At 74.6% G+C, this 26,016-nt stretch carries 22 protein-coding genes and 1 pseudogene; 13 read left to right on the top strand and 10 right to left on the bottom strand.

The features are described from left to right. Positions 1 to 335: 335 nt before the first annotated feature. Genes lpxK through Q8W71_RS11910 form a run of 3 tightly spaced genes read right to left on the bottom strand, consistent with a single transcriptional unit; the run spans position 336 to position 3,417 of the window. Positions 336 to 1,316, bottom strand: a complete 981-nt coding sequence (lpxK, locus tag Q8W71_RS11920) for a tetraacyldisaccharide 4'-kinase (RefSeq protein WP_305525583.1) — start codon at positions 1,314 to 1,316, stop codon at positions 336 to 338. Beyond that, entirely contained in the window at positions 1,316 to 2,650 is a 1,335-nt protein-coding gene (locus Q8W71_RS11915; RefSeq protein ID WP_305525582.1) for a 3-deoxy-D-manno-octulosonic acid transferase, read from the bottom strand. The genes lpxK and Q8W71_RS11915 overlap by 1 nt, the downstream gene beginning before the upstream one ends. After that, a complete protein-coding gene (locus Q8W71_RS11910) occupies positions 2,647 to 3,417 on the bottom strand; it encodes a lysophospholipid acyltransferase family protein (RefSeq protein WP_305525581.1) in 771 nt (256 codons plus the stop codon). Before Q8W71_RS11910 ends, Q8W71_RS11915 begins: the two co-directional genes overlap by 4 nt. Positions 3,418 to 3,672: 255 nt before the next feature. Here Q8W71_RS11910 and Q8W71_RS11905 point away from each other — a divergent pair. Together Q8W71_RS11905 and Q8W71_RS11900 are read left to right on the top strand one after the other, a co-directional pair. Next, a pseudogene (locus tag Q8W71_RS11905) lies at positions 3,673 to 4,167 on the top strand (VIT1/CCC1 transporter family protein); the annotation flags it as partial. Positions 4,168 to 4,253: 86 nt separating this feature from the next. Further along, a complete protein-coding gene (locus tag Q8W71_RS11900) occupies positions 4,254 to 5,162 on the top strand; it encodes a metallophosphoesterase family protein (protein ID WP_305525579.1) in 909 nt (302 codons plus the stop codon). A 61-nt stretch (positions 5,163 to 5,223) separates the two neighbouring features. Here Q8W71_RS11900 and Q8W71_RS11895 read toward each other — a convergent pair whose 3' ends face one another. Then, positions 5,224 to 5,385 carry a hypothetical protein gene (locus Q8W71_RS11895; protein WP_305525578.1) on the bottom strand — a complete coding sequence of 54 codons (162 nt, stop codon included), beginning with the start codon at positions 5,383 to 5,385 and terminating at the stop codon, positions 5,224 to 5,226. Positions 5,386 to 5,698: 313 nt separating this feature from the next. Here Q8W71_RS11895 and Q8W71_RS11890 point away from each other — a divergent pair, with 313 nt between their 5' ends. Both Q8W71_RS11890 and Q8W71_RS11885 read left to right on the top strand, forming a co-directional pair. Further along, on the top strand, positions 5,699 to 7,093 hold the full coding sequence (locus Q8W71_RS11890) for an amidase family protein (protein WP_305525577.1): 1,395 nt from the start codon (positions 5,699 to 5,701) through the stop codon (positions 7,091 to 7,093). A 68-nt stretch (positions 7,094 to 7,161) separates the two neighbouring features. After that, positions 7,162 to 7,464, top strand: a complete 303-nt coding sequence (locus Q8W71_RS11885; RefSeq protein ID WP_305525576.1) for a hypothetical protein — start codon at positions 7,162 to 7,164, stop codon at positions 7,462 to 7,464. Here the strand turns inward: Q8W71_RS11885 and Q8W71_RS11880 are convergent. Both Q8W71_RS11880 and Q8W71_RS11875 read right to left on the bottom strand, forming a co-directional pair. Continuing rightward, a complete protein-coding gene (locus Q8W71_RS11880; protein WP_305525575.1) occupies positions 7,374 to 8,504 on the bottom strand; it encodes a M20/M25/M40 family metallo-hydrolase in 1,131 nt (376 codons plus the stop codon). The genes Q8W71_RS11885 and Q8W71_RS11880 overlap by 91 nt on opposite strands. Before the next feature lie 139 nt (positions 8,505 to 8,643). Then, positions 8,644 to 10,188, bottom strand: a complete 1,545-nt coding sequence (locus Q8W71_RS11875) for an acetolactate synthase large subunit (protein WP_305525589.1) — start codon at positions 10,186 to 10,188, stop codon at positions 8,644 to 8,646. 210 nt (positions 10,189 to 10,398) lie between these two features. On the opposite strand from Q8W71_RS11875, the gene Q8W71_RS11870 reads away from it, so the two are divergent. Further along, a complete protein-coding gene (locus Q8W71_RS11870; RefSeq protein ID WP_305525574.1) occupies positions 10,399 to 12,015 on the top strand; it encodes an ABC transporter substrate-binding protein in 1,617 nt (538 codons plus the stop codon). Between the two features lie 12 nt (positions 12,016 to 12,027). After that, the gene (locus Q8W71_RS11865; protein ID WP_305525573.1) at positions 12,028 to 13,425 is read left to right on the top strand and encodes an amidase; all 1,398 of its coding nucleotides are present in this window, start codon (positions 12,028 to 12,030) and stop codon (positions 13,423 to 13,425) included. Between the two features lie 19 nt (positions 13,426 to 13,444). Here Q8W71_RS11865 and Q8W71_RS11860 read toward each other — a convergent pair whose 3' ends face one another. After that, entirely contained in the window at positions 13,445 to 14,149 is a 705-nt protein-coding gene (locus tag Q8W71_RS11860; protein WP_305525572.1) for a sigma-70 family RNA polymerase sigma factor, read from the bottom strand. 169 nt (positions 14,150 to 14,318) lie between these two features. On the opposite strand from Q8W71_RS11860, the gene nthA reads away from it, so the two are divergent. Genes nthA through Q8W71_RS11845 form a run of 3 tightly spaced genes read left to right on the top strand, consistent with a single transcriptional unit; the run spans position 14,319 to position 15,942 of the window. Beyond that, positions 14,319 to 14,963, top strand: coding sequence for a nitrile hydratase subunit alpha (gene nthA, locus Q8W71_RS11855; protein WP_305525571.1), 645 nt, complete (start codon positions 14,319 to 14,321; stop codon positions 14,961 to 14,963). Continuing rightward, positions 14,960 to 15,619 carry a nitrile hydratase subunit beta gene (nthB, locus tag Q8W71_RS11850; protein WP_305525570.1) on the top strand — a complete coding sequence of 220 codons (660 nt, stop codon included), beginning with the start codon at positions 14,960 to 14,962 and terminating at the stop codon, positions 15,617 to 15,619. Before nthA ends, nthB begins: the two co-directional genes overlap by 4 nt. Then, positions 15,616 to 15,942, top strand: coding sequence for a nitrile hydratase accessory protein (locus Q8W71_RS11845; RefSeq protein WP_305525569.1), 327 nt, complete (start codon positions 15,616 to 15,618; stop codon positions 15,940 to 15,942). The genes nthB and Q8W71_RS11845 overlap by 4 nt, the downstream gene beginning before the upstream one ends. Here the strand turns inward: Q8W71_RS11845 and Q8W71_RS11840 are convergent. Both Q8W71_RS11840 and Q8W71_RS11835 read right to left on the bottom strand, forming a co-directional pair. Continuing rightward, positions 15,930 to 16,805 (bottom strand): MBL fold metallo-hydrolase, encoded by an 876-nt coding sequence (locus Q8W71_RS11840; RefSeq protein ID WP_305525568.1) that lies wholly within the window; start codon positions 16,803 to 16,805, stop codon positions 15,930 to 15,932. The two genes, Q8W71_RS11845 and Q8W71_RS11840, sit on opposite strands and share 13 nt — an antisense overlap. Positions 16,806 to 16,859: 54 nt before the next feature. Next, the gene (locus Q8W71_RS11835; RefSeq protein WP_305525567.1) at positions 16,860 to 17,867 is read right to left on the bottom strand and encodes an SDR family oxidoreductase; all 1,008 of its coding nucleotides are present in this window, start codon (positions 17,865 to 17,867) and stop codon (positions 16,860 to 16,862) included. Between the two features lie 197 nt (positions 17,868 to 18,064). On the opposite strand from Q8W71_RS11835, the gene Q8W71_RS11830 reads away from it, so the two are divergent. Next, a complete protein-coding gene (locus Q8W71_RS11830; RefSeq protein ID WP_305525566.1) occupies positions 18,065 to 18,355 on the top strand; it encodes a hypothetical protein in 291 nt (96 codons plus the stop codon). Between the two features lie 6 nt (positions 18,356 to 18,361). On the opposite strand, the gene Q8W71_RS11825 is transcribed toward Q8W71_RS11830, so the two are convergent. Continuing rightward, the gene (locus tag Q8W71_RS11825) at positions 18,362 to 18,913 is read right to left on the bottom strand and encodes a WHG domain-containing protein (protein ID WP_305525565.1); all 552 of its coding nucleotides are present in this window, start codon (positions 18,911 to 18,913) and stop codon (positions 18,362 to 18,364) included. 341 nt (positions 18,914 to 19,254) lie between these two features. Between Q8W71_RS11825 and Q8W71_RS11820 the strand changes: the two genes are divergently transcribed. From Q8W71_RS11820 to Q8W71_RS11810, 3 genes are all read left to right on the top strand, one after another. Further along, on the top strand, positions 19,255 to 22,677 hold the full coding sequence (locus Q8W71_RS11820) for an acyl-[ACP]--phospholipid O-acyltransferase (RefSeq protein ID WP_305525564.1): 3,423 nt from the start codon (positions 19,255 to 19,257) through the stop codon (positions 22,675 to 22,677). 669 nt (positions 22,678 to 23,346) lie between these two features. Continuing rightward, entirely contained in the window at positions 23,347 to 25,155 is a 1,809-nt protein-coding gene (locus Q8W71_RS11815) for a caspase family protein (protein ID WP_305525563.1), read from the top strand. 169 nt (positions 25,156 to 25,324) lie between these two features. Beyond that, on the top strand, positions 25,325 to 26,014 hold the full coding sequence (locus tag Q8W71_RS11810) for an OmpA family protein (RefSeq protein WP_305525562.1): 690 nt from the start codon (positions 25,325 to 25,327) through the stop codon (positions 26,012 to 26,014). Positions 26,015 to 26,016 lie beyond the last annotated feature (2 nt).

Raw genomic sequence — 26,016 nt, 5'->3', positions numbered from 1 at the left:
CGACTGTCCGGTCGTGCGTGACGAGGCGGCGTTCGGTCCCAAAGCTCTCCCACGGTTGTGGCCGGAGGGTGGGCGGGCGCCAAACGCCGCGCGCCGGGTGGGGTGGCCACCCCACCCGGCGCAGCCCCAATCTCAGCACATCACAGGGCCGCCTCCTAGATACAAGGGTGGCGCCCGAAGGGCGTCGGGTGAGGGGAGCGGCGGTGCAGACCGTGGCGCCCGGGATCGGCTGCGAAGACTTCTTCTGAGGCCGGGCTCCCCTCTCCCGACTCCTGCCGACGCAGGAGCCACCCTCCCCCGCAGAGGGGGGAGGGAGACTGCTGTACCGGTGCGACTCACCGAGACGCGAGCGCCCCCGACACCTGCGCCCGCAAAGCCTCCGGGTCGGCGAAGACGAGGCGGACGGGCAGCACGGGCACGCGGGCTGCGAAGTCCGGCGGCAGGCGCACCGCGTCCTTCTCGGTGGTGACCAGCTCCGCCCCGAGGCGCCCGGCCTCCGCGGCGAGGGCGGCGAGGTCCGCCGCGCGGTAGGGGTGGTGGTCGGGGAAGGCTCGCGTCCCGGCGAGATCGGCCCCGGCCTCGGCCAGCGTCGCGAAGAACTTTTGCGGGCGCCCGATCCCCGCGAAGGCGAGGCAGCGCCGGCCGGCCACCGCCGCCGCGTCCGGCACCAGCCGGGCCCGGTGGACCGGCAGGCCGCGCCGCGCCGCCGCCCGGGCCACCGCCTCGCCGGGCGCGCCGTCGCCGACCAGCACCAGCCCGGCGACGTGGGGCCATTGCCGGTCGAGGGGCGCGCGCAGCGGTCCGGCGGGGAACACCCGGCCGTTGCCGTGCCCGGCACCGGCATCGACGACGGCCAGGGAGAGATCCTTGGCGAGCCCCGGATTCTGGAGGCCGTCGTCCATCACCACCGCGTCGGCGCCGAGGTCCCGGCACAGCGCCGCCCCGGCCACCCGGTCGCGGGCGACGACCGCCGGGCCGTGGCGGGCGAGCAGCAGCGGCTCGTCGCCGACATCGGCCGCCCCGTGCGCGGCCGGATCGACCCGCACGGGACCGGGCAGGCGCCCGCCGTAGCCGCGGCTGAGGAAGGCCGGCCGGCGGCCGAGGTCGCGCAGCAGGGCGGCGAGCGCCAGGGCGGCGGGCGTCTTGCCCGCGCCCCCGAGGGTGACGTTGCCGAGGCACAGCACCGGACAGCCGGCCCGCACCCCGGGGCGGTCCATGCGCCGGGCGGCGGCCGCGCCGTAGAGCGCGGCGAGCGGCGCGAGCGCCCGCGCCGCCGGGTGGTCCGGCCCCGCGTCCCAGAAGCGGGGCGGGCGCATCAGGCGCGCGCGAGCGCTGACCGCTCGAAGGCCGGGCGGTCGAGGCGCCGCAGCTTCATCTGCGCGACGAACGGGTCGAGCACCGCGAGCGTGCGCGCCACCGCGCCCTCGAAGGGCAGCAGCGCCTCGTGGCCGTCCCGGGCCATGCGGCCGAGCCGCGCCGGGTCGGCGAGCAGCGCTCCGACCCGCTCGGCGAGTTCGGCCCCGTCGCGCACCGGCAGCGCCCCGCCGCCGCGGTCGAGAGCGGCGTAGACCTCCCGGAAATTGTCGGTGTGGGCGCCGTGCAGCACCGCCGTGTCGAGGCGCACCGGCTCGATCGGGTTCTGGCCGCCGCGGGGCACCAGCGAGCCGCCGAGGAAGGCCAGCGGGCTGAGGCGGTAGAACAGGCCCATCTCGCCCACCGTGTCTGCGACGTAGACCTCCACCGACGGGTGCGGGCGCCCGCCCGCCGAGCGCCGGGCGCTGGCGAGCCCGGCGGCGGATGCGGCCTCGGCGGCCTCCTGGCCGCGGCGGGGATGGCGCGGGGCGAGGATCGTCAGCAGCCGGGGGAAGCGGTCCCTCAGCGCGGCGTGGGCGTGGGCCACCGCCGCCTCCTCGCCCGGATGCGTGCTCGCCGCCACCCAGACCGGGCGCCCGGCGAGCATCGGCCGGAGATAGGCGAGCTGCTGGGGATCGGCCGGGGGCACCGCCGCGTCGTACTTGAGGTTCCCGGCGATGCTGACCCGCGGCGCGCCGAGCTGCGCGAAGCGGGCGGCGTCCTCCTGGGTCTGGGCGAGGCAGACGGCGATGCGGGAGAGCAGCGCCTCGGCGGTGCGGGGCGAGCGCTCCCAGCCCCGGAACGAGCGCTCCGACATCCGCCCGTTGACGAGGAGCAGCGGGACCTCGCGCTCGGCGAGAGCCAGCATGGTGTTCGGCCAGATCTCGGACTCGGCCACCAGCGCGAGGTCCGGCTGCCAATGGTCGAGGAACCGCCCGACCCAGCGCGGGGCGTCCAGCGGCATGTACTGGTGCACGGCGCCGGCCGGCAGGCGCCCCCCGATCAGCTCGGCGGCGGTGCGGGTTCCGGTGGTGACGAGCACCGAGAAGCCGCGGCCGATCATCCCCTCGACGAGGCCGATCAGCGACAGCGCCTCCCCGACGCTCGCCCCGTGCATCCAGGCGAGCGGCCCGACCGGGCGGGCGCGGCCGGCGAGCCCCCGGCGCTCGGGCAGCCGGCGCGGGTCCTCCTTGCCGCGATGCGCCCGCCACGCGAGCAGCCCCGCCACCGCGGGCTCGCCGACCCGCAGGCCGGTGCGGTAGGCCCGCAGCGCCAGGGTGAGCGGCGGGGCCCTCACGCGACGCCCTCCAGGGCGAGGGGCGCCGGGCGGTAGAGCGCCGCCCGGTCGGCCCGGCCGACGCGGGCGTAGGCGCGGTCGTGGACCCGGTTCATCTCGGCCTCGACATGCTGGCGCAGGCGCTCGAACTCCGCGCCCTCGCAATCCCGCGGCACGTGGACCGGCTCGCCGAGCACGATCGCCCCGCGGCCGAACGGCAGCCCGAGGCAGGCCCGGTCCCAGGAGCCGAACCGCAGGTGGCGGCTCGTCACCACGGCGGCCGGCACGATCGGGCGGCCGGAGAAGCGGGCGAGCGTCAGGATGCCGGCGTCGCAGCGGCGCGACACCTTGGGCACGTCGGCGCTGAACGCCACCGACTCGCCGTCCTTCAGCGCGCGCAGCATCGCCCGCAGGCCCTCGGCGCCGCCCTTGGCGCGCACGTCCGTGGCACGCGTGCGGCCGCGGGCGCCGGAGGCGCGCATCACCCGGATGCCCAGGTGCTCCAGCGCGATGGTGTTGATGTCCCCGTCCGGATTCTTCGAGATGATCGTCGCCGCGCGGTCGCCGGGGCGGCGCAGGAACGGCACCATCAGGTGCTGGCCGTGCCACATGCCGACGATGAACGGGGTGCGCGCGTCGAGCCACGCGTCCGTGGCCGCCGCCCCGGCGCTCCCGGCCTCGACGGTGAAGCGGTTCGTCGTCCGCACCAGCCGCAGGTAGGCCGCGGCGAGGCGGCCGAGGATGCGCGGGACGGGAGGCTGGCGGAGAAGGCGCTTGGCGAGGCTCATGACACGCTGCGGTCGGGCGAGGCCGGCAGGGGTAGCGCCGGCCGCCCCGGCGGTTCAACCGCCGACGCGCGCGACCGGACGGTCCGGGCGGTCACGATCGGGTGCGGCCGCGGGGCCTGTCTGGCCGCCGGAGACGGCGAAAACGCGGCGCGGCGCTTGTTTGGATCTGTTCCAATCTATAGATTGTAATCGTTCTAATAGGGAGCGATTCGCATGACGGCCGTCCTCCACGGCGCCGAGCCAGCCCCCGACGAGGCCCACCGCGCCTTCGTGCTGCGCTACGTGCAGCCCGGCCTCGCGGGGCTGATCGACGGCTCGGTCTCGACGCTCGCGCCGCTGTTCGCGGCGGCCTTCGCCACCGGGCACAACGGCGCGACCTTCCTCGTCGGCCTCGCGGCGTCCGTCGGGGCGGGGATCAGCATGGGCTTCACCGAGGCGCTGTCGGACGACGGCAGCATCACCGGCCGCGGCAGCCCGGTCGCCCGCGGCCTCGTCTGCGGCGCGGCGACGGCGCTCGGCGGCCTCGGGCACACGCTGCCCTACGCGATCCCCGACACGCTGCCGCCCGGCTGGCCGAACGCCTTCACCCTGGCGACCGGGCTCGCGGTGCTGGTGGTGGCGGTCGAGCTCGCGGTGATCGCGGCGGTGCGGACCCGCTACATGGCGACGCCGTTCTGGCGCGCGGCGCTCCAGGTCATGCTCGGCGGCGCGCTGGTGCTGGGGGCGGGGATGCTGATCGGCAGCGCTTGACGCGCGCGGCCCGGGCCGCGATGCCGGGGGGCGTCCCCGCGTCCCGCGTCCCCAGTCCCCAGTCCCATGTGCGCCCGTCTCCCGCGTTGACCTTCCGCCTCGCCCATCTCAGCGACCCGCATGTCGGCCCCCTCGGCCGGCCGCGGCTGCACCAGCTCATCGGCAAGCGCGCCACCGGCTACGCGAACTGGCGGCGCGGCCGCTCGCGCAGCCACGACATGGCGGTGCTGGAGGCGCTGGTCACCGACCTGAAGGCGCAGGGACCTGGGCACGTCGCCTGCACCGGCGACCTGTGCAACATCGGCCTGCCGAGCGAGTGGGAGACCGCGCGCACCTTCATGGAGGCGCTGGGCCCGCCCGGGGCGGTGAGCCTCGTGCCGGGCAACCACGACGCCTACGTGCGCGGCTCGCTGGAGGGGCTGCTGGCGGCCTGCGGCGGCTACACCGCCGACGATTCGGGGGTCATCGCCCGCTTCCCCTACCTGCGGCGGCGCGGCCCGCTGGCGCTGGTCGGGCTGTCGAGCGCGATCCCGACCAAGCCGTTCGTGGCGAGCGGCCGGCTCGGGGCGCCGCAGCTCGCCGCGGCGGAGGCGCTGCTGCGGGCGCTCGCCACGGAGCCGGGCCGGCCCTGCCGCGTGGTGATGATCCACCACCCGCCGCAGCCCGGCGGCGCCTCGCCGGGGCGCGACCTGAAGGACGCCGCCGCGTTCACGGCGATGATCGCCCGGGCCGGCGCCGACCTGATCCTGCACGGGCACAACCACGTCACCAGCCTGCACCGGATGGCGGGACCGGGCGGCCGTGCCGTGCCGGTGGTCGGCGCGCCCTCGGCCTCGGCGCGGGCCGACGGCCACGGGGCCGTGCCCGCCCGGAGGGCGGCCTACCTGCTCTACGACATCGCCCGGGCGGGAGAGGGCTACGCCGTCACCGCCCGGCGGCGCGGGCTCGACGCGGCGGGGGCGGTCGTCGATCTCGGGCCGATGGCCTTGGAATGAATCGTCCTGGCGCGCGATTCGGGGCCGCCGGTCCGCGCGACCGGGCCGGCGGCGGCCGCCGTCAGGTCCCGGCGGCGAGCAGGCCGTGCCGCCGCTGACGGCTGAGGCTCGCCTCGTAGCGCTCGGCCTGGAGGCGGGTGAGGCCGCTGATCAGCGCGAACGTGCCGCGATAGACCGTGTAGGTGCCGTCCTGAGTCGGCGTGACGCGAATGACCTCTGCCATAATTGTCTGCCCCGAGTTGGAGGTTGTCGATCGGCGGGTGAGAGAAAAATATCCTTCTGAACTGAATTGCGGGCCGAACGCGCGTCCAGAGGGTCGAGGTTAACCATCGCCTGGACGCTGGCAAGACTACCGAGACCGGCGGGCACCGGGTATTTCCGCTGCATTGCGGCAAGCCGTTGCCCGCCTTCACGAACCGCGACTGCCCAAAAAAGCGGCGCCCGGCACGCATTATGAATACGCTTCGGCCGCCGATTCGACGGCGCGCCGGATCGGCGCGATCCTGCCCCACCGACACCGCACGCGAGGCACACCCATGGAACTCTGGCGTCTCACCGCGACCGATCTCGCGCGCCTGATCCGCGACGGACAGGTCTCCGCCGTCGAGGCGGCGCGGGACGCGCTGGCCCGGCTCGACGCCGTCAACGGCCGGATCAACGCCGTGGTCGAGCACCGGCCCGACGCGGTGCTGGCCGACGCCGAGGCGATCGACGCCGCCCGCGCCCGGGGCGAGACGCCCGGGCCGCTCGCGGGCGTGCCCGTGACCACCAAGGTCAATGCCGACCAGCGCGGCTTCCCGACCACCAACGGCCTGCGCCTGCAGCGCGACCTCGTGGCGGCGGACGACAGCCCGGTGGTGGCGAACCTGCGCCGCGCCGGCGCGGTGCTGCTCGGCCGCACCAACACGCCGGCCTTCTCGCTGCGCTGGTTCACGACCAACGGGCTCCACGGGGACACGAAGAACCCGCGCGATCCCGGCCTGACCCCGGGGGGCTCGTCGGGCGGCGCGGGGGCGGCGGTCGCCGCCGGCATCGGCGCGCTCGCCCACGGCACCGACATCGCCGGCTCGGTCCGCTACCCGGCCTACGCCTGCGGCGTCCACGGGCTGCGGCCGAGCCTCGGGCGGATCCCGGCCTGGAACGCCTCCTCGCCCGAGCGCGGCATCGGCCCGCAGCTCATGGCGGTGTCCGGCCCGCTCGCCCGCAGCGTCGCCGACCTGCGCCTCGGCCTCGCGGCGATGGCCGCGCCCGATCCCCGCGACCCGTGGTGGGTTCCGGCGCCCCTCGAAGGCCCGGCCGTGCCGCGCCGGGCGGCCCTGTGCGTGCGCCCGGACGGCCTCGCCACTGCCCCCGAGGTCGAGGCGGCGCTCCGCGACGCCGCCCGGCGCCTGGACGCGGCCGGCTGGAGCGTGACGGAGATCGCCGACACCCCGCCGATCCGGGAGGCGAGCGAGCTGCAATTGCAGCTCTGGCTCGGGGACGGCTACGCGGCCGCCCGCGCCGCGGCCGACCGCGAGGGCGACCCGGCGGCGATCGACCTTTTGGAGGCCTTCCGCGGCCGCGCCGAGGCGATGCCCCCGGACGCCGTCGCCCGAGCACTCGTCCGCCGCAACACCCTCTGCCGCATGTGGGCGCTGTTCCTGGCCGAGCACCCGGTGCTGCTGGTGCCGGTCTCGGGCGAGCTGCCCTTCCCGGACGGTCTCGACCGGACGGGTGAGGCGGGCATCGCCCGGGCCTTCGAGGCGAACCTGCTCCAGGTCGGGCTCGCACCGCTGGGCGTGCCGGCGCTCACGGTCACCACCGGCCTCGTCGGGCGGGCGCCGGTCGGCGTGCAGATCGTCGCCGCGCGCTACCGCGAGGACCTGTGCCTGCTGGCGGGCGAGGCGGTCGAGGCCGGCGGCGTGCCGCCGATGCCGGTCGATCCGGCCTGAGGCGAGGGCGCGGCGGAACTCGAACGGGCCCGCGCGGCTTATCAACCAGTGGTTGTGATGAGACGCGCATGCCCCTGATCGCCGCGACCGCCCTGCTGAGCAGCACCCTGGTGCTGATCCTGTCCGCGCCGTCCGGCGCGGGCGCCGCGCTGGCGGGGTTCTTCGCCGGCGGCACCGTCGGCGGGCTGGCCGGGGCGCTGGCGGTGGCCGTCCTCGGCCCGCGCGGCGCCCCCCGCTCGACGCGACCGGCCGGCCGCGCCCCGGCGCGCTGGAGTCCGGCTCACGCCCCGAGGCTCGCCAGCAGCTCGGCGAACAGCCGCGCCCGCCGCGGCAGCGAGTCGATCAGCACGTGCTCCTCCAGGGTGTGGTAGCCGCGGCCGAGCACCCCGAGCCCGTCGAGGGTCGGGATGCCCATCGCGCCGGTGAAGTTGCCGTCCGAGCCGCCGCCGGCGCTGTGGTGGGGCAGGGCGCGCCCGTGGCCGGCGGCGATCGCCCGCGCCCGCTCATAGAGCGCCATCGTGTCGGCATCCGGTTCCCAGACCGGCCGCGTGACGCCGCGGCCGACGGTGAAGCGCGCCCCGTCCGCCTCGCCGGAGAGGGCGAGCATGCGCGCCACGCCGCGGTCCAGGTCCGCCTGCCGCTTGGCCATGCTCAGCGCCTGCCCCCGGCACAGGGTCGGCACGCAATTCGCCCACTGCCCGCCCGCGATCACGCCGACGGAGACGGTGCAGTCGGGTTCCGACAGCGCCTCGATGGCGAGCAGCTTGCGGGCCATCAGGCTGATCGCCGAGCGTCCCTCGGAGAGGGCGGCGCCGGCGTGGCTCGGGCGGCCGACCGCCTCCAGGTCGAAGCGGGCGATGGCGTAGCGGCCGGTCACCACCCCGTCGTCGGGCAGGCCGGGCTCGGGCACGAGGATGGCGGCGTGCCGGGCGGCCTCGGCCTCAATCAGGTCGCGGGTCGAGGGGCTGCCGACCTCCTCGTCGCCGGTGAACAGCACCGTGACCGGCAGCGGCGTGGCCGCACCGGCGGCGGCGAGCGCCCGGATCGCGGCGAGCGCGATCACGTTACCGCCCTTCATGTCGAGGGCGCCGGGCCCGTAGGCGCGCTCCCCCTCGATCCGCCACGGCAGCCGCGCCAGGGTGCCGACCGGGTGGACGGTGTCGAGATGGCCGAGCACGAGGATCCCCGGCACGTCGCGGCGCGGGTGCGGGAATCGTCCGCGCACGCAGGCGCCCAGGCCCATGCGCCCGGGGATGGTCTCGACCGCGGCGCCCATCACCGCGAGGTCGCGGGCGGCGAGCGCCATCATCCGGTCGACCGCCGCCGCGTCGTGGGTGGGGCTTTCGCAGAGCACCCAGCGCTCCAGGTCGGCCAGCAGCGCGCGGGTGTCGAAGGCCAGATCCGGGCTCATCGGGCGGGCTCCGGGCCGTTCGCGCCGGGGGCGGGCATCGGCACGGGGCCGCGCTTCGCCCGGACCGCGGCGACGGCGCGGCGATGGCGGCTGCGCGGGTTCCCGGGCCGGCCCGGCAGGTCGACGGCGGGCGACCCGCTCACAGCACGACTTCGATGAGGTAGGGGCCCCGGGTTCTCAGGGCGTGCTGCAACGCGTCGGTGAACGCGGAGAGCGTCTCGACCCGGCGCCCGTCGAGGCCGAAGCCGCGGGCGAGGCCGACCCAGTCGATCGCCGGGTCGTCGAGGCTCAGCATGCCGATCGCCTTCGGCCCCGGATTGAGGGCGCCGACATTAGCGAGTTCGCCCCGCAGAATCGCGTAGGCGCGGTTCGACCACACCACCGTCACCACGTCGAGGCGCTCGCGCGCCTGGGTCCAGAGCGCCTGCACCGTGTAGAGGCCGCTGCCATCGGCCTGGAGGTTGATGACCTTGCGCTCCGGGCAGGCCACCGCCGCGCCGGTCGACAGCGGGATGCCGAGCCCGATCGAGCCGCCGTTGAGCTGGAGCCAGGTGTGGGGCGCGGAGGCCCGGGTCAGGGCGAAGAAGTTGCGGCCGGTGGTCAGCGACTCGTCGCAGATCACCGCCCCCTCGGGGATCAGGGCGCCGAGCGCCGCGCCGATCGTGTCCTGGTCGAGGGGCCCCGAGCCCGGCAGCTCCGGCCGCCTGCCCGTGTCGGGCGCCGCGGCGGGCCCCGCGTTCACCGCCTCGGCCAGCCGCTCCAGCGCCTCGATCTGGTCCTCCTCGGGGGTCGCCAGCGTGATCGTCCGGCACCCCTCCGGCGCCAGCAGGCTCGGCCGGCCGGGATAGGCGAAGAAGCCCACCGGCTCGGTCGCGCCCACGAGGATGATGTGCCGGTAGCCTTTCAGCGCCGCGATGCCTTGGTCGATCGGGTAGGGCAGGCGCTCGATCGGCACGGTGCCGGCGCCGCGGTCGATGCGGGCGTTCGCGGTCATGGCGAGCAGCCGCGCCCCGGTCTTGCGGGCGATCCGGTCGGCAATCGTCCTTCCTTCGCCGCGCACAGCCCGGTCGCCGAGATGCAGCAGCACCGGCTCGCCGCTGGCGAGCGCGCGCGCCGCTTCGGCCACCGCCGCGTCGTCCGCCCGCGCCCGCTCCGGGACCGGCGGCACGGGGGCGATCCCGGTGCCGGGGTTCCAGGCGGTGTCGGCGGGCAGGATCAGGGTGGCGACCTGACCCGGCGCGGTGCGGGCGGCCTGGATCGCGGCGGCGCCGTCGGCGGCGATCGCGTCGGCGCTGAGGCCGGTGCGCACCCAGGCCGACATCGGCCGGGCCAGCCCCTCGATGTCCGTGGTGAGCGGCGCGTCGTACTGCCGGTGGTAGGTGGCGTGCTCGCCGACGATGTTGACCAGGGGCGAGCGGGCGCGGCGGGCGTTGTGCAGGTTGGCCAGCCCGTTGGCGAGGCCGGGGCCGAGATGCAGCAGCGTCGAGGCCGGCTTGTCGGCCATGCGGGCGTAGCCGTCCGCGGCGCCGGTCGCCCCGCCCTCGAACAGGCAGAGCACGCAGCGCATGCCGTCCACCCGGTCGAGGGCGGCGACGAAATGCATCTCCGAGGTGCCGGGGTTGGTGAAGCAGACCTCGACCCCGCCCGCCACCAGCGTCCGCACCAGGCTCTCGGCGCCGTTCATCGGCGCGGTCGCCGTCCCGTTGGTCGCTTCGCTCACGATAGAGGTCCCTCGCCCGGGCGCCGCGCGCCGACACGGGGCCATCGTGGCACGGCGCGGCGGGGGCGCAACCCCGGCGGGCCGAGCCGCCGGGTCTGCGCCATGCCAGAACGCCCGCCCTGTTGGCGCGGGACTTGCCGGATCCGGGCGTCGCGTAACCACCGATGGGATCCGATGACCCTTCACCGCCTCACCGCCTCCCTGCTCGCCGGTGCCCTGGTTCTCACCGGTCCGGCCTTCGCCGGTCCGGCCCACGCCGAGAGCGTCCTGCGGATCGCCATGACGGCGACCGACATCCCCACCGCCACCGGCATGCCCAACAACGGCTTCGAGGGCATGCGCTTCCTCGGCTACCCGGTCTTCGAGGGGCTGGTGCAGTGGGACCTGCGGAGCACCGACCGGCTCGCCGGCCTCAAGCCCGCGCTGGCCGAGAGCTGGGCGCAGGACCCGGCCGACAAGCGGGTCTGGACCTTCCGCCTGCGCGAGGGGGTCAAATTCCACGACGGAACGCCGTTCGACGCCGACGCGGTGGTGTGGAACCTCGACCGCTACTTCAAGAACGACAGCCCGCAATTCGAGACGCAGGCCGCCGGCACCACGCGCGCCCGGGCACCGATCGTCGGAAGCTACCGCAAGGTCGACGCGCGGACGGTGCAGATCACCACCACGCAGGTGGCCTCGTACTTCCCGTACATGGCGGTCTACATCCTGTTCACCTCGCCCCATTCCTTCGAGAAGGCGGGGCGCGACTGGACCAAGGTGCCGGCCCTGCCGGCGGCCGGCACCGGCCCGTTCAGGATCGTCAAGGTCGCCCCGCGGGAATCGGTCGAACTCGCCCGCAACGACGGCTACTGGGACCCGGACCGCATGGCCAAGGTCGACCGGGTGCGGCTGATGCCGATCCCGGAGGCGAACGCCCGGGTCGCGGCGCTGCGCGCGGGTCAGGTCGACTGGATCGAGGTGCCGGCGCCCGACGCGATCCCCTCGCTGAAGCAGGCGGGCTTCACGATCACCACCGGCTCCTACCCGCATATCTGGCCGTGGATGTACAACATCGGCGCCGCCGACAGCCCGCTGAAGGACGTGCGCGTGCGGCAGGCGCTCAACTACTGCATCGACCGGGAGGGGATCGTCACCCTGCTCAACGGCACTGCCGAGCCGGCCTCCGGCTGGCTGAACGACCGCGACCCGAATTTCGGCGCGCCGCAGAACCGCTACGTCTCGGACCCGGCCAAGGGCAAGGCGCTGCTGGCGGAGGCCGGCTACGGGCCGAAGAAGCCGCTCCGGCTCACGGTCATGATATCGTCCTCGGGCTCGGGCCAGATGTTGCCGATGCCGATGAACGAGTACCTCCAGGAGAGCCTGAAGCAGGGCTGCGGCGTGGACGTGACCTTCAACGTCGTCGAGTGGCAGGTGCTGCTCACCGCGAGCCGGGCGCTCCCCGACGCGCCGAGCCTCCAGGGCTCGAACGCGCTGAACGTCTCCTCGCCCTCGTCCGACCCGTCCGTGATGGCCCGATACTTCGCGGGCGACCGCTTCCCGCCGGCCGGCTTCAACTTCCCCAACTGGCGGGACGAGCGGTTCGACGCGGCGATGAAGGTGCTCGCCGAGACCACCGACCCCACGGTGATCGACGCGCAGACGCGGATCGCCCACGAGCGGTTGGTCGACGACCCGCCGTGGCTCTACGTCGTCCACGACCTCAACCCGCGCGGCCTGTCCAAGCGGGTCAAGGGCTTCGTCTCGCCCCAGTCCTGGTTCGTCGATCTCACCCGCGTCAGCGTCCAGTAAACGAGTCCTCCGATGGCCGACCATACCGCCGACCCCGCTCTGATCTCCGCCGCCGACCTCGCGCGCGGCATCCAGTCCAAGACGATCTCCCCCGTCGAGGCGGTCGAGGCGATGCTCGCCCGCGTCGACCGGCTGGAGCCGAAGCTCCAGGCCTTCACCGACGTGTTCGCCGCCGACGCGCGGTTGGCCGCCGAGGGGGCGGACCGGGCGATCCGCTCCGGCCACGCGGTCGGGCCGCTCCACGGCGTGCCCGTGGTGCTCAAGGACCTGATCGACGTCGCGGGCCGGATCACCATGGGCGGCTCGGCCGCCCACCGGGCGCGGCGGGCGACCCGCACCGCCACCATCGCCCGCCGGCTGATCGCGCAGGGGATGATCGTGCTGGGCAAGACCCACACGGTGGAGTTCGCCTACGGCGGATGGGGCACCAACCAGCACCTCGGCACCCCGTGGAATCCCTGGGACACGGAGGTCCCGCGCACCCCCGGCGGCTCGTCGAGCGGCACCGGCGTGGCGGTCGCCGCCCGGATGGCGCCCTGGGGCATCGGCACCGACACCGGCGGCTCGGTGCGGCTGCCGGCCTCGTTCTGCGGGCTCACCGGCCTCAAGGTCACGGTCGGCCGGGTCTCCACCCACGGGATCGTGCCGCTCTCGGCGACCCTCGACACGCCCGGGCCGATCGCCCGAACCGTGGAGGACGCGGCGCTGCTCTACGAGGCGATCTCCGGGCCGGACCCGCTCGACGCGACCACTCGCGGGATCCTGCCGGCCGAGCCGTGGTCGACCCTGGAGCGGGGCGTGCGCGGCCTGCGGCTCGCGCGCATGCCCGAGGCCGAGCGCGCGGGCGTCGACGCCGACATGCTCGCGGCCTACGACGCGGCCCTCGACGTCCTCGCCCGGGAGGGCGCCGAGATCGTCGAGATCGCCCTGCCGTTCCGGTTCAGCGACCTCGTGGCGATGAGCGCGGTGACCAACGCCGAGGCCTACTTCGTCAACGGGGCGCTCGCCGAGGATCCGGCGGCGCCGCTCGGCGACGCGGTGCGCGGGCGGATCCTGGCCGGCGCCGCGGTCTCGGCGCAGGACTACCTCGGGACGCTCGCGCGGCGGGCGGCGATGAAGGTCCAGTTCGCGGCGGCGATGGAGGGGATCGACGCCCTGCTGACGCCGACCACCGAGTGCGCGGCGGTGCCGCTCGCCGAGGTCGACGAGGCGCGCCTGCCCTCGCGCTTCACCCGCTTCGGCAACATGCTCGACCTCTGCGGGCTGGCGCTGCCGAACGGCTTCACGGCCGGTGGCCTGCCGCTGTCGCTCCAGATCACCTGCCGCGGCTACGACGAGGCCACCGCCCTGCGGATCGGCCGGGCCTACCAGCGGGCCACCGACTGGCACCTGCGCGCGCCGGACCTCTGACGCGCGGGTTTCCGCGGCCTCACGGGGCCGCGGGCTGTCCTTCCACGACGACGCCGAGCACGCCGAGCAGGTGGTGGCGGGCGCGGCTCACGCGGCTCTTCACGGTGCCGACCTGGCAACCGATCCGGGCGGCGGCCTCCTCGTAGGTGAAGCCCTCCGCCCCGACGAGCAGCAGCGCCTCCCGCTGCGCGGCCGGAAGCAGGCCGAGCCGGTCCCAGACGGTCTTCAGGGTGCTCGCGTCCTCCTGGTCCGAGGGGCTGACCAGATGGCCGGCGTGGACGCCGTCGGCGTCCTCGACCTCGCGCCGGACCTTGCGCAGGTCGGAGTAGAACTGGTTGCGCAGGATCGTGAACAGCCACGCGGTGAAGTTGGTGCCGGGGCGGAAGCGGTGCTGGTTGGCCCAGGCCCGGGCGAAGGTCTCCTGGACGAGGTCGTCGGCGCGGCTCACGTCGCCGCACAGCGACAGGGCGAAGGTGCGAAGCGCCGGCAACGCCTTGACGATGTCGGTGCGGAACTCGAACGCCAGCGCCGCCCCGCGCGCCGCGGCGGCGGCCTCGAACCGCGCCACGAGCTCCGCGAGCCGGCCCGGCAGGGGCTCGGCCTCGGCGAACCGGAAATACTCGCGCATCGGCAGGGCGAGGTGCTGGCCGATCGCCGTCGGGTAACCGGGCGCGTCGGGCTCCGGATCGCCGTCGGGCGGCGTGCAGGGCGGGGTGACGGCCATGGGCTTTACATCCTAGAAGACTGCAAGCTGGAACAGATCTAGCCGCGTTAGAATCTGCAACCTGAACGGGCACCTAACGATCTGTAACACCAAAGCTAGACGGGAGCAGTCCCCGCGAGGGTTGGCCGGACCGGTCCCGTCGGTGCAGAATGCGGGGGGAGACGGCGACATGACCCACGCGCACGCGGATCACGATCACGACCATGGCAGCGACCTCTCGCCGGTCGAGGCGCGGGTCCGCGCCCTCGAATCGCTGCTCGTCGAGAAGGGCTACGTCGATCCGGCGGCTCTCGATGCCCTGGTCGAGATGTACGAGACCCGGATCGGCCCGCATCTGGGCGCCCGGGTCGTGGCGCGTGCCTGGGTCGATCCGGCCTTCCGCGCCCGGCTGCTCGCGGACGCGACGCCGACGATCGCCGAACTCGACATCGGCGGCCGCGGCGGCGAGCACATGGTGGCGGTCGAGAACACCCCCGAGGTTCACAATCTCGTGGTGTGCACCCTGTGCTCCTGCTACCCCTGGCCGGTGCTGGGCCTGCCGCCGGTCTGGTACAAGGCGCCGCCCTACCGGGCCCGGGCGGTGATCGACCCGCGCGGCGTGCTCGCCGAGTTCGGCGTGAGCCTGCCCGAGACGACGCGGATCACCGTGTGGGATTCCACCGCCGAGACCCGGTTCATGGTCCTGCCGATGCGGCCGGCCGGCACCGAGGGGTTCTCCGAGGCGGCGCTCGCCGCCCTCGTCACCCGCGACGCGATGATCGGCACCGGGCTGCCCCGGGCCGTCCCCGTCCTCGCCCCGGAGATGCCGGCATGAACGGCGCGCAGGATCTCGGCGGCGCCCACGGCTTCGGCCCGGTGGTGCCGGAACAGGACGAGCCGGTCTTCCACGCGGCGTGGGAGCGGCGCGTCTTCGCGCTCGCCATGGCGATGGGCTACACCGGCGCCTGGAACCTCGACGGCAGCCGCGCCGCCCGCGAGTCGCTGCCCCCGGCCCGGTATCTGGCGTCGAGCTACTACCGGATCTGGCTGGAGGCCCTGGAGAAGCAGATCCTCGCCAAGGACCTCGTCACGCCGGATGAGGTCGCCGCGGGCACGGCTTCCGTGCCGGCCCGGCCGGTGGCGCGGGTCCTCGGCGCGGGCGAACTGGGGCCGCGCTTCCGCGCCGGCTTCCCGAGCGACCGGCCCGCGGACGGGCCCGCGTGCTTCGCGGTGGGCGACGCGGTGGTCACGCGGAACGATCACCCGGTCGGGCACACCCGGCTGCCGCGCTACGCCCGCGGCCGGCGGGGCGTCGTCGAGCGGATCCACGGCGCCTTCGTCTTCCCGGACACCAACGCCTACGGGGCCGGCGAGAACCCGGTCTGGCTCTACACCGTCGGCTTCGCGGCCGAGGCGCTGTGGGGCGCGAGCGCCGACCCGGGCGGCCGGGTGACGGTCGCCGCCTTCGAGCCGTATCTCGACCCCGCATGACCGGTCCGGAGCCCGAAAAGAACTTCGCGGCGCCGTGGGAGGCGCAGGTCTTCGCGCTGGTCGTGTCGCTCCAGGACTCCGGCCTGTTCACCTGGGGCGAGTGGGCCGAGCGCCTGGGCGCCGCGATCCGCCCCGCCGGCAGCGCCGAGCGGCCGGCCGATTACGGCCACTGGCTCGCGACGCTGGAGGGTATCCTGGCGGAGCGGGCGGTGGCGGACGGCGCCAGTGTCGCCGCGCGGACGGAGGCGTGGCTGCGCGCCTCTCGGGCCACCCCGCACGGCGAGCCGATCCGCCTGGAGAACGACCCGCACTACCGGGCCTGAGGCCTCAGCGAATCCAGCGGCACCGGCGCGGCGTGGGGGCGCGTCGCGAGCATGCCGTCGATCAGCGCCAGCACCTCGGCCCGGCCGCAATTGGCCGCCGGCTCGAACGGAGTCCACGTCTGGGTGAAGTCCAGGCGCTCGAACACGTCCCGGTAGCGGCGCAGCTCGTTCACGGTCAGCGGCACGCCGCGCACGAACGCCTTGTGAGCGGAGATCGTTCGTGCGCGCCTCATGGCGTTCGGGTCAAGCTCGAACTTCAGCGCGTCCCCGCAGAAGCAGATCTTTCGCGAACGGTCGAACAGCACCGCGTGCCCGTCGAAGTGGCCGGCCGTCCGGTGCAGTTCCAGACCGGGCAGGGGTTCCAGGAAATCGTCGTAGGGCCAGCTCACCTGGAGGGCGGCGCTCCAGGTGAAGTCGGCCGCCGGCAGGCACAGCTCGGGGTCGAACCGGTCCTGGAGCTGCACCAGCGCGCCGTAGGAATGGGGGTGCGAGGCCGACAGCACCCGCATCCCGCCGAGCCGCTCGATCTGGTCGAGCGCGGCTTCGCTGAACACCGGGCAGCCCTCGAAGCCCATGTTCCCGTGCTCCGTCCGGATCAGGTAGGCGGAGGGACCGATGCCGGAGACCGGCTCGTTCCAGAAGCGCCACACCCCCGGCTCCAGCTCCTGCCAGTGGCAGGGGAAGGCGGCCTGTGCCTCGGCCGTGTCGCGGAACCGCCATCCGTCCTGCGGCACCACGTGGCGGGCGTCGAGGCACATCGGGCAGGCGGCCGGCGGCTCGAAATGGCGCTGCCAGAACCCGCAATTGTCGCAGGTGTAGGCGGGCAGCTTCAGCGCCCCCGCAAAGGGCAGGTATCCGGGCATTTCTCTTGTGACTTTCGCGGTGCGATCCGTCCTGTAGCAGGCGCGATCGCGGGCTTACAGCCGCCGCATCAACCGGCGCGGCGCGCGGGCGAGCGCCGCGGCACCGGCAAGCCCGACCAATGCCAAGCCGGCGACGCCCATCACCAGAAAATCGCGCTCGCGGCTGGTCCAGAACGCGGTGCGGGTCGCCTTGGTGCGCTCCGAGAACCGGCCGTCGATGCCGACCTCACCCGGCACCGGCTCGTGCAGGTTGCCGGCCTTGTCCGGCGCCTCCGCGCCGAGTTGGGCGTCCCACATCGACGCCGCTTTGCGGTCGGCGAGGCCGGGGGCGAGGATCTGCGCGGCGTTCATCAGCACCGAGGAATGCCCGACCCAGACCTCGCGGCGGGGGTTCTCGACCGCGTAGAGGATCGCCTCGGCGCAGAGCCGCGGGTCGAAGACCGGGTCGGGGGCGTTCTGGCGGTGGCCGGTGCGGCTGCGCGCCCAGTTGAACTGCGGGGTGTTGACGGCCGGCAGGTAGACCACGCTCAGCGACACGTCGACCGAATCGTGGATCAGCTCGCAGCGGAGCGCGTCGGTGAAGCCGGAGACCGCGAACTTCGCCGCGCAGTAGGGCGCCTGGAGGGGCGCCGCGCGGATGCCGAGCCCCGACGAGACCTGAATGATCGCGCCGCGGTTGCGCGGCTTCATGCGGCGCAGCGCGGCGAGCGTCCCGTAGACCTGGCTGAGATAGGTCGTCTCGGTGACGCGCCGGTACTCCTCCGGGGTGATCCGGTCGGCCGGGCTGACCACCGTCGACATGGCATTGTTGACCCAGGCGCGGATCGGGCCGAGTTCCGTTTCCACCCGCTCGGCCGCCGCCTCCACCGCCTCGGCGTCGGCGACGTCCGCCGAGATCGCCAGGACCGGCCGGCCGTAGGCGGCGAGCGCCGCCTCGGCGGCGCGCAGGCGGGCGGGATCGCGGGCGATCACCGCCACCGACCAGCCCCCGGCCGCGAAGCGGTGGGCGGTCGCCAGCCCGATCCCCGCCGTACCCCCGGTCACCACTGCGACCCGCGCCATGCCCCGCCCCGCATCCACTCGATCCGGGCGGCAACGGGCCGGACGGGGTGGGGTTTCACGGCGCCAGCGTGCCCGAACGTCACGCCCGCGGCGGAACGCGCGCGCGAACGCGCAACCGGCGCGCAACGTCCGGCCCCGAGCGGTGTTGTCTCCGAGGCGCCGGTCCCGATCGACCCGACCGGTGCGGGAGAGCCGCCATGCCGTCCCGTCGCCGCTTCACCCTGCCGATCGATCCCTGGCCGCGCGCCAACCTCGGCGAGCGGATGGCCGTCTCGACGGTGCTGATGCTGCTGCTGCTCGTGCCGTTCTGCGCGGTGGGCGCGGCGCTGGTCGCCGTCGGCCTGCTGACCCTGTACGTCTACCGGTCCTACGATCTCGGCGCGTCCCTGCGGGCGCTGATCGACCGGCGCCCCGCCCGCGCGGATGCGGGCCGGACCGCGGCGGAACGCGCGGCCGGGCATCGGCCGCCTGCCCCCGTCCGCCCCTGAGGGCCGTCAGGAGCCGTCCAGCACCCGTCCCACCAGCAGCCGGGCGAGATCCTCGGGCCGGTCCTGTCCGAGACCGGCGAGCCGCCCCGAGGTCGCGAGCGCGGCGAGGCCGTGCAGGGCGGCCCACAGGGCCGTGACGAGGCCCCTGCGCTCGGTCGCGTCGGGCACGAGCGGCGCGAGGGTGGCATCGACCGGCGCGAGCGCCCGGGCGAGCGCCTGCGCGTGCCAGTCCGGGACCTCCGTGTCCGGGGCGAAGGCGTGGGCGTGGACGAGGCTCCACACCGCGCCGTCGGCCCGCACGTAGCCGAGATAGGCCTCCGCCAGGGCCGCCGCGTTCGCGCGCGGCGCGGCTTCGGGATCCCGGGCCGCCTCCAGGCAGGCGCCCAGCCGGTCGAGACTGCGGGCGTTGACGCGCAGCACCACGTGGTCGAGGTCGCCCACCGCGTTGTAGATCGAGTTGGGCGCGTAGCCGATCGCGGCCGCGAGCCGCCGCATCCCGAGCGCCCGCACGCCCTCGGCCCGGACCAGATCCTCGGCCGCCGCCGCGACGAGGTCCACGAAGCCGGCGCGATCGTGCTCCCCGCGCGGGCCCGGGGCGCGCCGGCCCGCGCTGGAAGCCCGGCTCCGGGGACCGCGTCGCGGCGGCGAAACCGGGGATTCAGATCCGTCGCGCAATCCTGTCCTCCGGAATGCGCCGTCCGGGCGCGTGTGCGCCGTCGCACCGGGGGGCGGGTTAGATTGCACGCCGTGCAAAATCAAGCTTGCGGCGCCCGGGCGTCCCGCTATTTTGTACACCGTGCAAACAGCGGCGGGAGCGGGGGCATCCCCCCGGCCCGCCGCCGGAAATTTGACCGCGACGCGCTCGCTGGGCCAGTCATGGCCGGAGCCGGGAGACCGCCATGTTCCGTTCGCTGATGTCCGCACGGCGGTTCGCGCCGCTGTTCTGGTGCCAGTTCTTCTCGGCGTTCAACGACAACTTCCTGAAGAACGCGCTCGCCTTCCTGATCCTCTACGGGATCGGCGGCGGGGCCGCGGCGCGCGAGAGCGCCGACGCGGGCGTGCTGGTGACGCTGGCGAGCGCCGTGTTCATCGGCCCGTTCTTCATCCTGTCCGGCCTCGGGGGGCAGTGGGCCGACCGCTACGACAAGGCGCTGATGGCGCGCCGGCTGAAGTTCGCGGAGATCTTCGCCGCCGGCACCGCGGTGATCGGCTTCCTCCTGCACTCGGTCCCGATCCTGTTCGTGGCGCTCGGCCTGTTCGGGTCGATCGCCGCCCTGTTCGGCCCGATCAAGTACGGCATCCTGCCCGACCACCTGAAGCGGGAGGAGCTGCCCGCCGGCAACGCGCTGGTCGAGGCCGCCACCTTCCTCGCGATCCTGCTCGGCACCATCGCGGCCGGCACGGCCTCGGAGATGGGCGGCACGGGCGCGGTGTTCGGCGTCCTCGTGATGGGGTTCGCCGTGCTGTGCTGGCTGTCGGCGCGGATGATCCCGCCCACGGGGGAGGGCGCGCCCGACCTCAGGGTCGACCCCAACGTCGCCCGCTCGACCGTCGCGCTGCTGCGCGACCTCTGGGCGGACACGCGGCTGTGGCGCGGCTCGCTGACCGTGAGCTGGTTCTGGCTGGTCGGCGTCGTGGTGCTGTCGCTGCTGCCGACGCTCGTGCGCGGCGCCTTCAACGGCACCGAGACGGTGATCACCCTGCTGCTCGCCGCGTTCTCGATCGGCATCGCGCTGGGCTCCGGCCTCGCCTCCTGGCTCGCCAGCGGCCGGATCGTGCTGCTGCCGACCCCGGTCGGCGCGGTGCTGATGGGCCTGTTCGGCCTCGACCTCGCCTGGACGGTGGCGCACCTGCCGCCGCCCCCCGCCGCGGCGATCGGCCCGGCCGAGTTCCTCCGGAGCGGCGGCCTGCGGGTGGTGATCGACTTCGTCGGCCTCGCGGTGGCGGGCGGGCTCTACATCGTGCCGTCCTTCGCCGCGGTGCAGGCCTGGGCCGACAAGGCGATGCGCGCCCGGATCGTCGGCGCGGTCAACGTGATGACCGCCGCCTTCATGGTGGCCGGGACGCTGGCGCTCGCCGCGCTCCAGGGCACCGGGCTGTCGAACGCCAGCCTGCTCGCCCTGGTGGCGGTGCTGAACCTGATCGTCGGCGTCGCGGTGCTCGTCACCCTGCCCACGAGCCCCTTGCGCGACGCGATCTCGATCCTGTTCCGGGCCTTCTACCGGCTGGAGGTTCGGGGCCTGGAGAACGTCGAGAAGGCCGGCCCGAACTGCATCGTCGCCCTCAACCACGTCTCGTTCCTCGACGCGCCCCTCGCCCTGTCGTTGCTGGAGCAGGAGCCGGTCTTCGCCATCGACAGCGGCATCGCGCAGCGCTGGTGGGTGCGGCCGTTCCTGCGGATGACCCGGGCGATGCCGCTCGACCCGACGCGGCCGCTCGCCACCCGCACCCTGATCAACGCGGTGAAGGGCGGCGAGACGCTGATCATCTTCCCCGAGGGCCGGCTCACCGTCACCGGCAGCCTGATGAAGGTCTACGACGGCGCCGGGCTCATCGCCGACAAGTCCGGGGCGATGGTGGTGCCGGTCAAGATCGACGGGCTGGAGCGCACCGCCTTCTCGCGCCTCTCCCGCCGTCAGGTCCGCCGCCGCTGGTGGCCGAAGGTGACGGTGACGGTGATGCCGCCGGTGCGGCTCACGGTCGATCCCGACCTCAAGGGCAAGGCCCGGCGGCAGGCGGCCGGGGCGGCCCTGTACGGGATCATGTCGGACCTCGTGTTCCGCACCGCCGAGATCGAGCGCGGCGTGATGGCGGCGCTGATCGAGGCCGGCGAGCACCACGGCTGGCGCCGCAACGCCCTGGAGGATCCGGTCACCGGCCGGCTCAGCTACGGCCGCCTCGTGATCGGCGCCAACGTGCTCGGCCGCAAGCTGATGCCGCTCGCGCCGGTCGGCGGCCGGATCGGCGTGATGCTGCCGAACGCCAACGGCGCGGCGGTGACGTTCTTCGCCCTCGCCTCGGCGGGCCGGGTGCCGGCGATGATCAACTTCTCGGCCGGCGCCGCCAACGTGCTCGCCGCCTGCCGGGCGGCGGAAGTGAGCCGGATCCTGACCTCCCGCGCCTTCATCGAGAAGGGCCGGCTCGGCGCCCTCGTCGAGGCGCTCCAGGGCAAGGTCGAGCTGGTCTACCTGGAGGACGTGCGCGCGACGATCACGACGGGCGACAAGATCCGCGGCTTCCTCGCCCCCAAGCGGCCGCTGGTCGCGCGCCGGGGCGAGGATCCGGCGGCGGTGCTGTTCACCTCGGGCTCGGAGGGCACGCCGAAGGGGGTTGTGCTCGCCAACCGGGCGATGCTCGCCAACGTGGCGCAGGTGGCGGCGCGGATCGATTTCGGGCCGATGGACAAGGTGTTCAACGTGCTGCCGGTGTTCCACGCCTTCGGGCTGACCGCCGGGCTGGTGCTGCCGCTGGTCTCGGGCGTGCCGGTCTACCTCTACCCCTCGCCGCTGCACTACCGGATCGTGCCGGAGCTGATCTACGGCTCGAACAGCACCGTCCTGTTCGGCACCGACACGTTCCTGTCGGGCTACGCGCGCGCCGCCCACGCCTACGACCTGCGCTCGCTGCGCTACGTCGTGGCCGGCGCCGAGGCGGTGAAGGAGGCGACCCGCAAGACCTGGGCGGAGAAGTTCGGGCTGCGCATCCTGGAGGGCTACGGCGTCACGGAATGCGGCCCGGTGGTGGCGCTGAACACCCCGATGTTCAATCGCTTCGGCACGGTCGGCCGGGTGCTGCCCGGCGTCGAGACGCGCCTGGAGCCGGTCCCCGGGATCGAGGAGGGCGGGCGCCTGTCGGTGCGCGGCCCCAACGTCATGACCGGCTACCTGCGCGTCGAGAAGCCCGGCGTGCTGGAGGCGCCGCCGGAGGGCTGGCACGACACCGGCGACATCGTCGCGATCGACGCCGCCGGCTTCGTGACGATCAAGGGCCGGGCCAAGCGCTTCGCCAAGGTGGCGGGCGAGATGGTGTCGCTCGCCGCGGTCGAGACGCTGGCCGCCGAGCTGTGGCCGGACCGCCCGAGCGCGGTCGCCGCGGTGCCGGATGCCCGCAAGGGCGAGCGGCTGGTGCTGTTCACACAGGCCAAGGACGCGACGCGGGCCGCCTACCAGAGCTTCGCCAAGGGCCGCGGTGCCTCCGACGTGGCGATCCCCGCCGAGGTGGTGGTGCTCGACGCGATCCCGATGCTCGGCTCGGGCAAGGTCGATCAGGTCGCCGTGACGAAGCTCGCCCGGGAGCGGGCCCAGGCGCCCGAAGCGGCCTGACCCGATCCCCGCGGCCGGCCCCGCCCGCGGGGTCCGGCGGCTCGCGTCCCGGCGCGGGTTTCGGCCGCGATCGGGGGGCGGGCTTCGCGGGTCCGCACCCGCGTCACCCGGGCGGGAGCGGGATCACCCGTTCGGGTGATGCGCGCAGCGGGCCGAGCCTCCGAAAAGGAAGGCGCGGCCCCGTTTCGCGCGATCCGTCCCGAGGCGGATCCTCCGGGCCGCGGCACGCCGCCCGCAGGCGGCGCCCGGATGGGGTAGGACGATGCAGTGGAGCAGGCAGGTTCCGAATTGGCTGACCCGGCGCCGCTATTTCCAGCGGTTCGGGCCGATGCTGGCACCCCGGCGCCAGGGGGCGCCACAGCCGGAGCCGGCCGCCTCCGAGCCCGCGTCCAACGTGCTGCCGTTCCCCGGCCCGGCTGCCGGTGAGCGGCGCTCGCCTCCGGCGCCCCGGAATCCCGACGCGGATTGAGCGGCGGTGCCCCGGCACCCTCCTGCCCGACACCCCCCGGGCGCCCTCCGCGTGATCCCGCGCCCGGACAGTCAATCCGTCCTCTCCGTGGCCGATCCGCGGTCGTTCACAGGCTTCGTCCCCTCGGCGGCCCCGATCGCTATTGCCGATCGGAAGTCTCGGACGCTATCACCGCGGGGGCGAAACCTGCCGAGCCTGTCATGCCGACCGCCAGAGCGCTCCCCGCCGCCATGGATGCCGCTTCGGCACTCGAGCGCGCGGCGCGCGGATGCCTCAGATCCGTATTCGGACGCGGACCGACCGCGCACGCGCGCGGACGATGGACCCTCCTGCTCTGCGCGCTGGCGCTGATCGCCTGCGGCGGCGCGCCGGCGGCCCGGGCGGCGGGGCGGACGGCCCTGGTGATCGCCAACGCCGCCTACCCGGACAGCGACGCCGTCCTGCCGACCCCGATCGGCGACGCCCGGGCGTTCGGCGAGGACCTGAAGCGGCGCGGCTTCACGGTGGTCGCCGCCGAGAACGCCACGCGCGAGGCGATGACGGCTTCGATCGACAAGTTCCTGCGCGGGATCGAGCCGGACGGGATCGCGCTGGTGTTCTTCAGCGGTTACGGCATCCAGGCCGGCCGCAAGAACTATCTCGTCCCGGTGGACGCCACGATCTGGAGCGAGGCCGACGTGGTCCGCAACGGCGTCGCCGTGGACGGCCTGATGGACGAGATCGCCAAGCGCCGGGCCGGCATCCGGGTGCTGGTGCTCGACGCCGCCCGGCGCAACCCGTTCGAGCGGCGGTTCCGCAGCTTCTCGCAGGGGCTCGCGCCCGCCGCCGCGTCGCCCGGCACGCTGACCCTCTACGCCACCGCCGCGGGCGGGGTGATCAGCGAGGGCGGCGGCCCGCGCAGCCCGTTCGTCACGGAGCTGATCCAGCAGATCGGCGGCGACGGGACCGCGGACCAAGCCTTCGCCGCCGTCCGGGACGCGCTGGCCAAGCGCACCCGCAACGGCCAGGTGCCGGCGCTGGCCGTCAACCTCGACGCGACCTTCTCCTTCGATCCCGACCGGCCGCGGGTGCCCGTCGCCAAGGCCACGCCCGACAAGGCCGTTCCCGACAAGCCCAGCGTCGACAAGCCCGCCGCCGGCAAGGCCGCGCCGGACGCCGCCGCCTCCGCCGCGGCGGAGGCGCGCGCCCGGGACGCGCAGGCTGCGCTCGACCGGGACGCCCAGGCCGCGCGCGAGCGCGAGGCCCAGGCCCGGCGGGACCGCGAGCGCGACCGGGCGGCGCGCGAGCGCGAGGCGGCGATCGCCGCCGAGCAGGCCGCCGCCCGCGCCTTCGAGGCGGCCCGGGCGAAGGGCACCGCCGCCGCCTACCAGGACTTCCTCGACCGCCACCCGACCGGCCCGGCCTCCGACCGGGCGCGCACCGAGATCGCCCGGCTCGACACCGAGACGCGGGCCCAAGAGGCGCGCGAGCAGGAGGCGCGGGCCCAGGAGGCCGCTCGGCGCCGGGCCGACCAGGAGCGCCAGCGGCTGGCCGACCTCGACGGGCGTATCCGCCGCAATCCCCGCGACGAGGCGGCCTTCTACGAGCGCGGCCAGTTCCACGCCCAGCGCGGCGACGCCTCCGCGGCGATCGCCGATTTCGACCAGGCGATCCGCCTCAACCCCGCGAGCCCGGAGGCGTTCAACAACCGCTGCTGGATGCGGGCGATGGCCGACGACCTCAAGCGCGCGCTCACCGACTGCAACGCCGCGCTCAAGCTGCGCCCGGGCTTCCTCGACGCCCTCGACAGCCGCGGGCTGGTGAACCTCAAGGCCGGCGCGTTCCAGGCCGCGGCGACCGATTACGGCGAAGCCCTGAAGGTCGATCCGCGCCACAGCTCGGCCCTCTACGGCCGCGGGCTCGCCCGCAAGCGCCTCGGCGACGAGGCGCAGGCCCGGCACGACATGGCCGACGCCCTCGAACTCAACCCGCAGATCGACAAGGACTTCGCCTCCTACGGGCTGCACTGAGGTCGCGGCCGCGGCGGCGGGCGCCGACAGCACATCCGGTGCCGGTCCGCACGTCCGGGCGGCGCGAATGCTGGCATCCCGTGTTGATCGGCGCGCCGCGCCGTGTGAATAGAGCTTCGCGGCGAACGGCCCCGCTGAAGCGACTTGTCGAAGCGACGTGGAGGGTGCGATGTTCGATGTCTCGCAGGACGTGAAACGGGTGCTCGTCTCGGGTGCCCTGGCTGCCCTGATCTCCGGCCCCGCGCTGCTCGCCGGCGGCCCCGCCGCCGCGCAGGAGGTGAGCGACGCGCAGATCCTCAAGGCGCTGACGCCGGAGGCCCCGGTCCCCGCCGCGCCGCGCACCCGCGGCCTGACCGTGGGCCCGCAGACCGCGGCCCCACCCCCGGCCAACCCCGCCGTCTCGGCGGACGACGCCTTCGTCGCCAGCCTGCGCGGCAAGCCGAGCCGGTCCCTCTCGGTGGGCGAGCGCGAGAAGCTCGGCACGGTCGCCGCCTCGAAGCCGCAGATCGACCTGCCGATGGAGTTCGACACCAACTCGGACGTGCTGCGCGGGCCGGCGCTCGCCAACGCCAACAGCCTCGGACGGGCGCTCACCGACCCGTCGATGCGCGGCCAGACCTTCATGATCGCCGGGCACACCGACGCCCGCGGCACCGACGCGTCGAACCAGAAGCTGTCCGAGCGGCGCGCCGACGCGGTCAAGCAGTTCCTGGTCCAGACCTACAGCATCCCCCCCGCCAACCTGATCACGGTCGGCTACGGCAAGGCGCATCTCAAGAACGCGCACGAGCCCGACGGGCGCGAGAACCGCCGGGTGCAGGCGGTCAACATGCTCCAGGTGAAGACCGCCGGGCGCTGACG

The sequence above is a fragment of the Methylobacterium amylolyticum genome (assembly GCF_030700245.1).
Lineage (GTDB): Bacteria > Pseudomonadota > Alphaproteobacteria > Rhizobiales > Beijerinckiaceae > Methylobacterium.
This window is presented reverse-complemented; position numbering and strand designations above follow the sequence as displayed.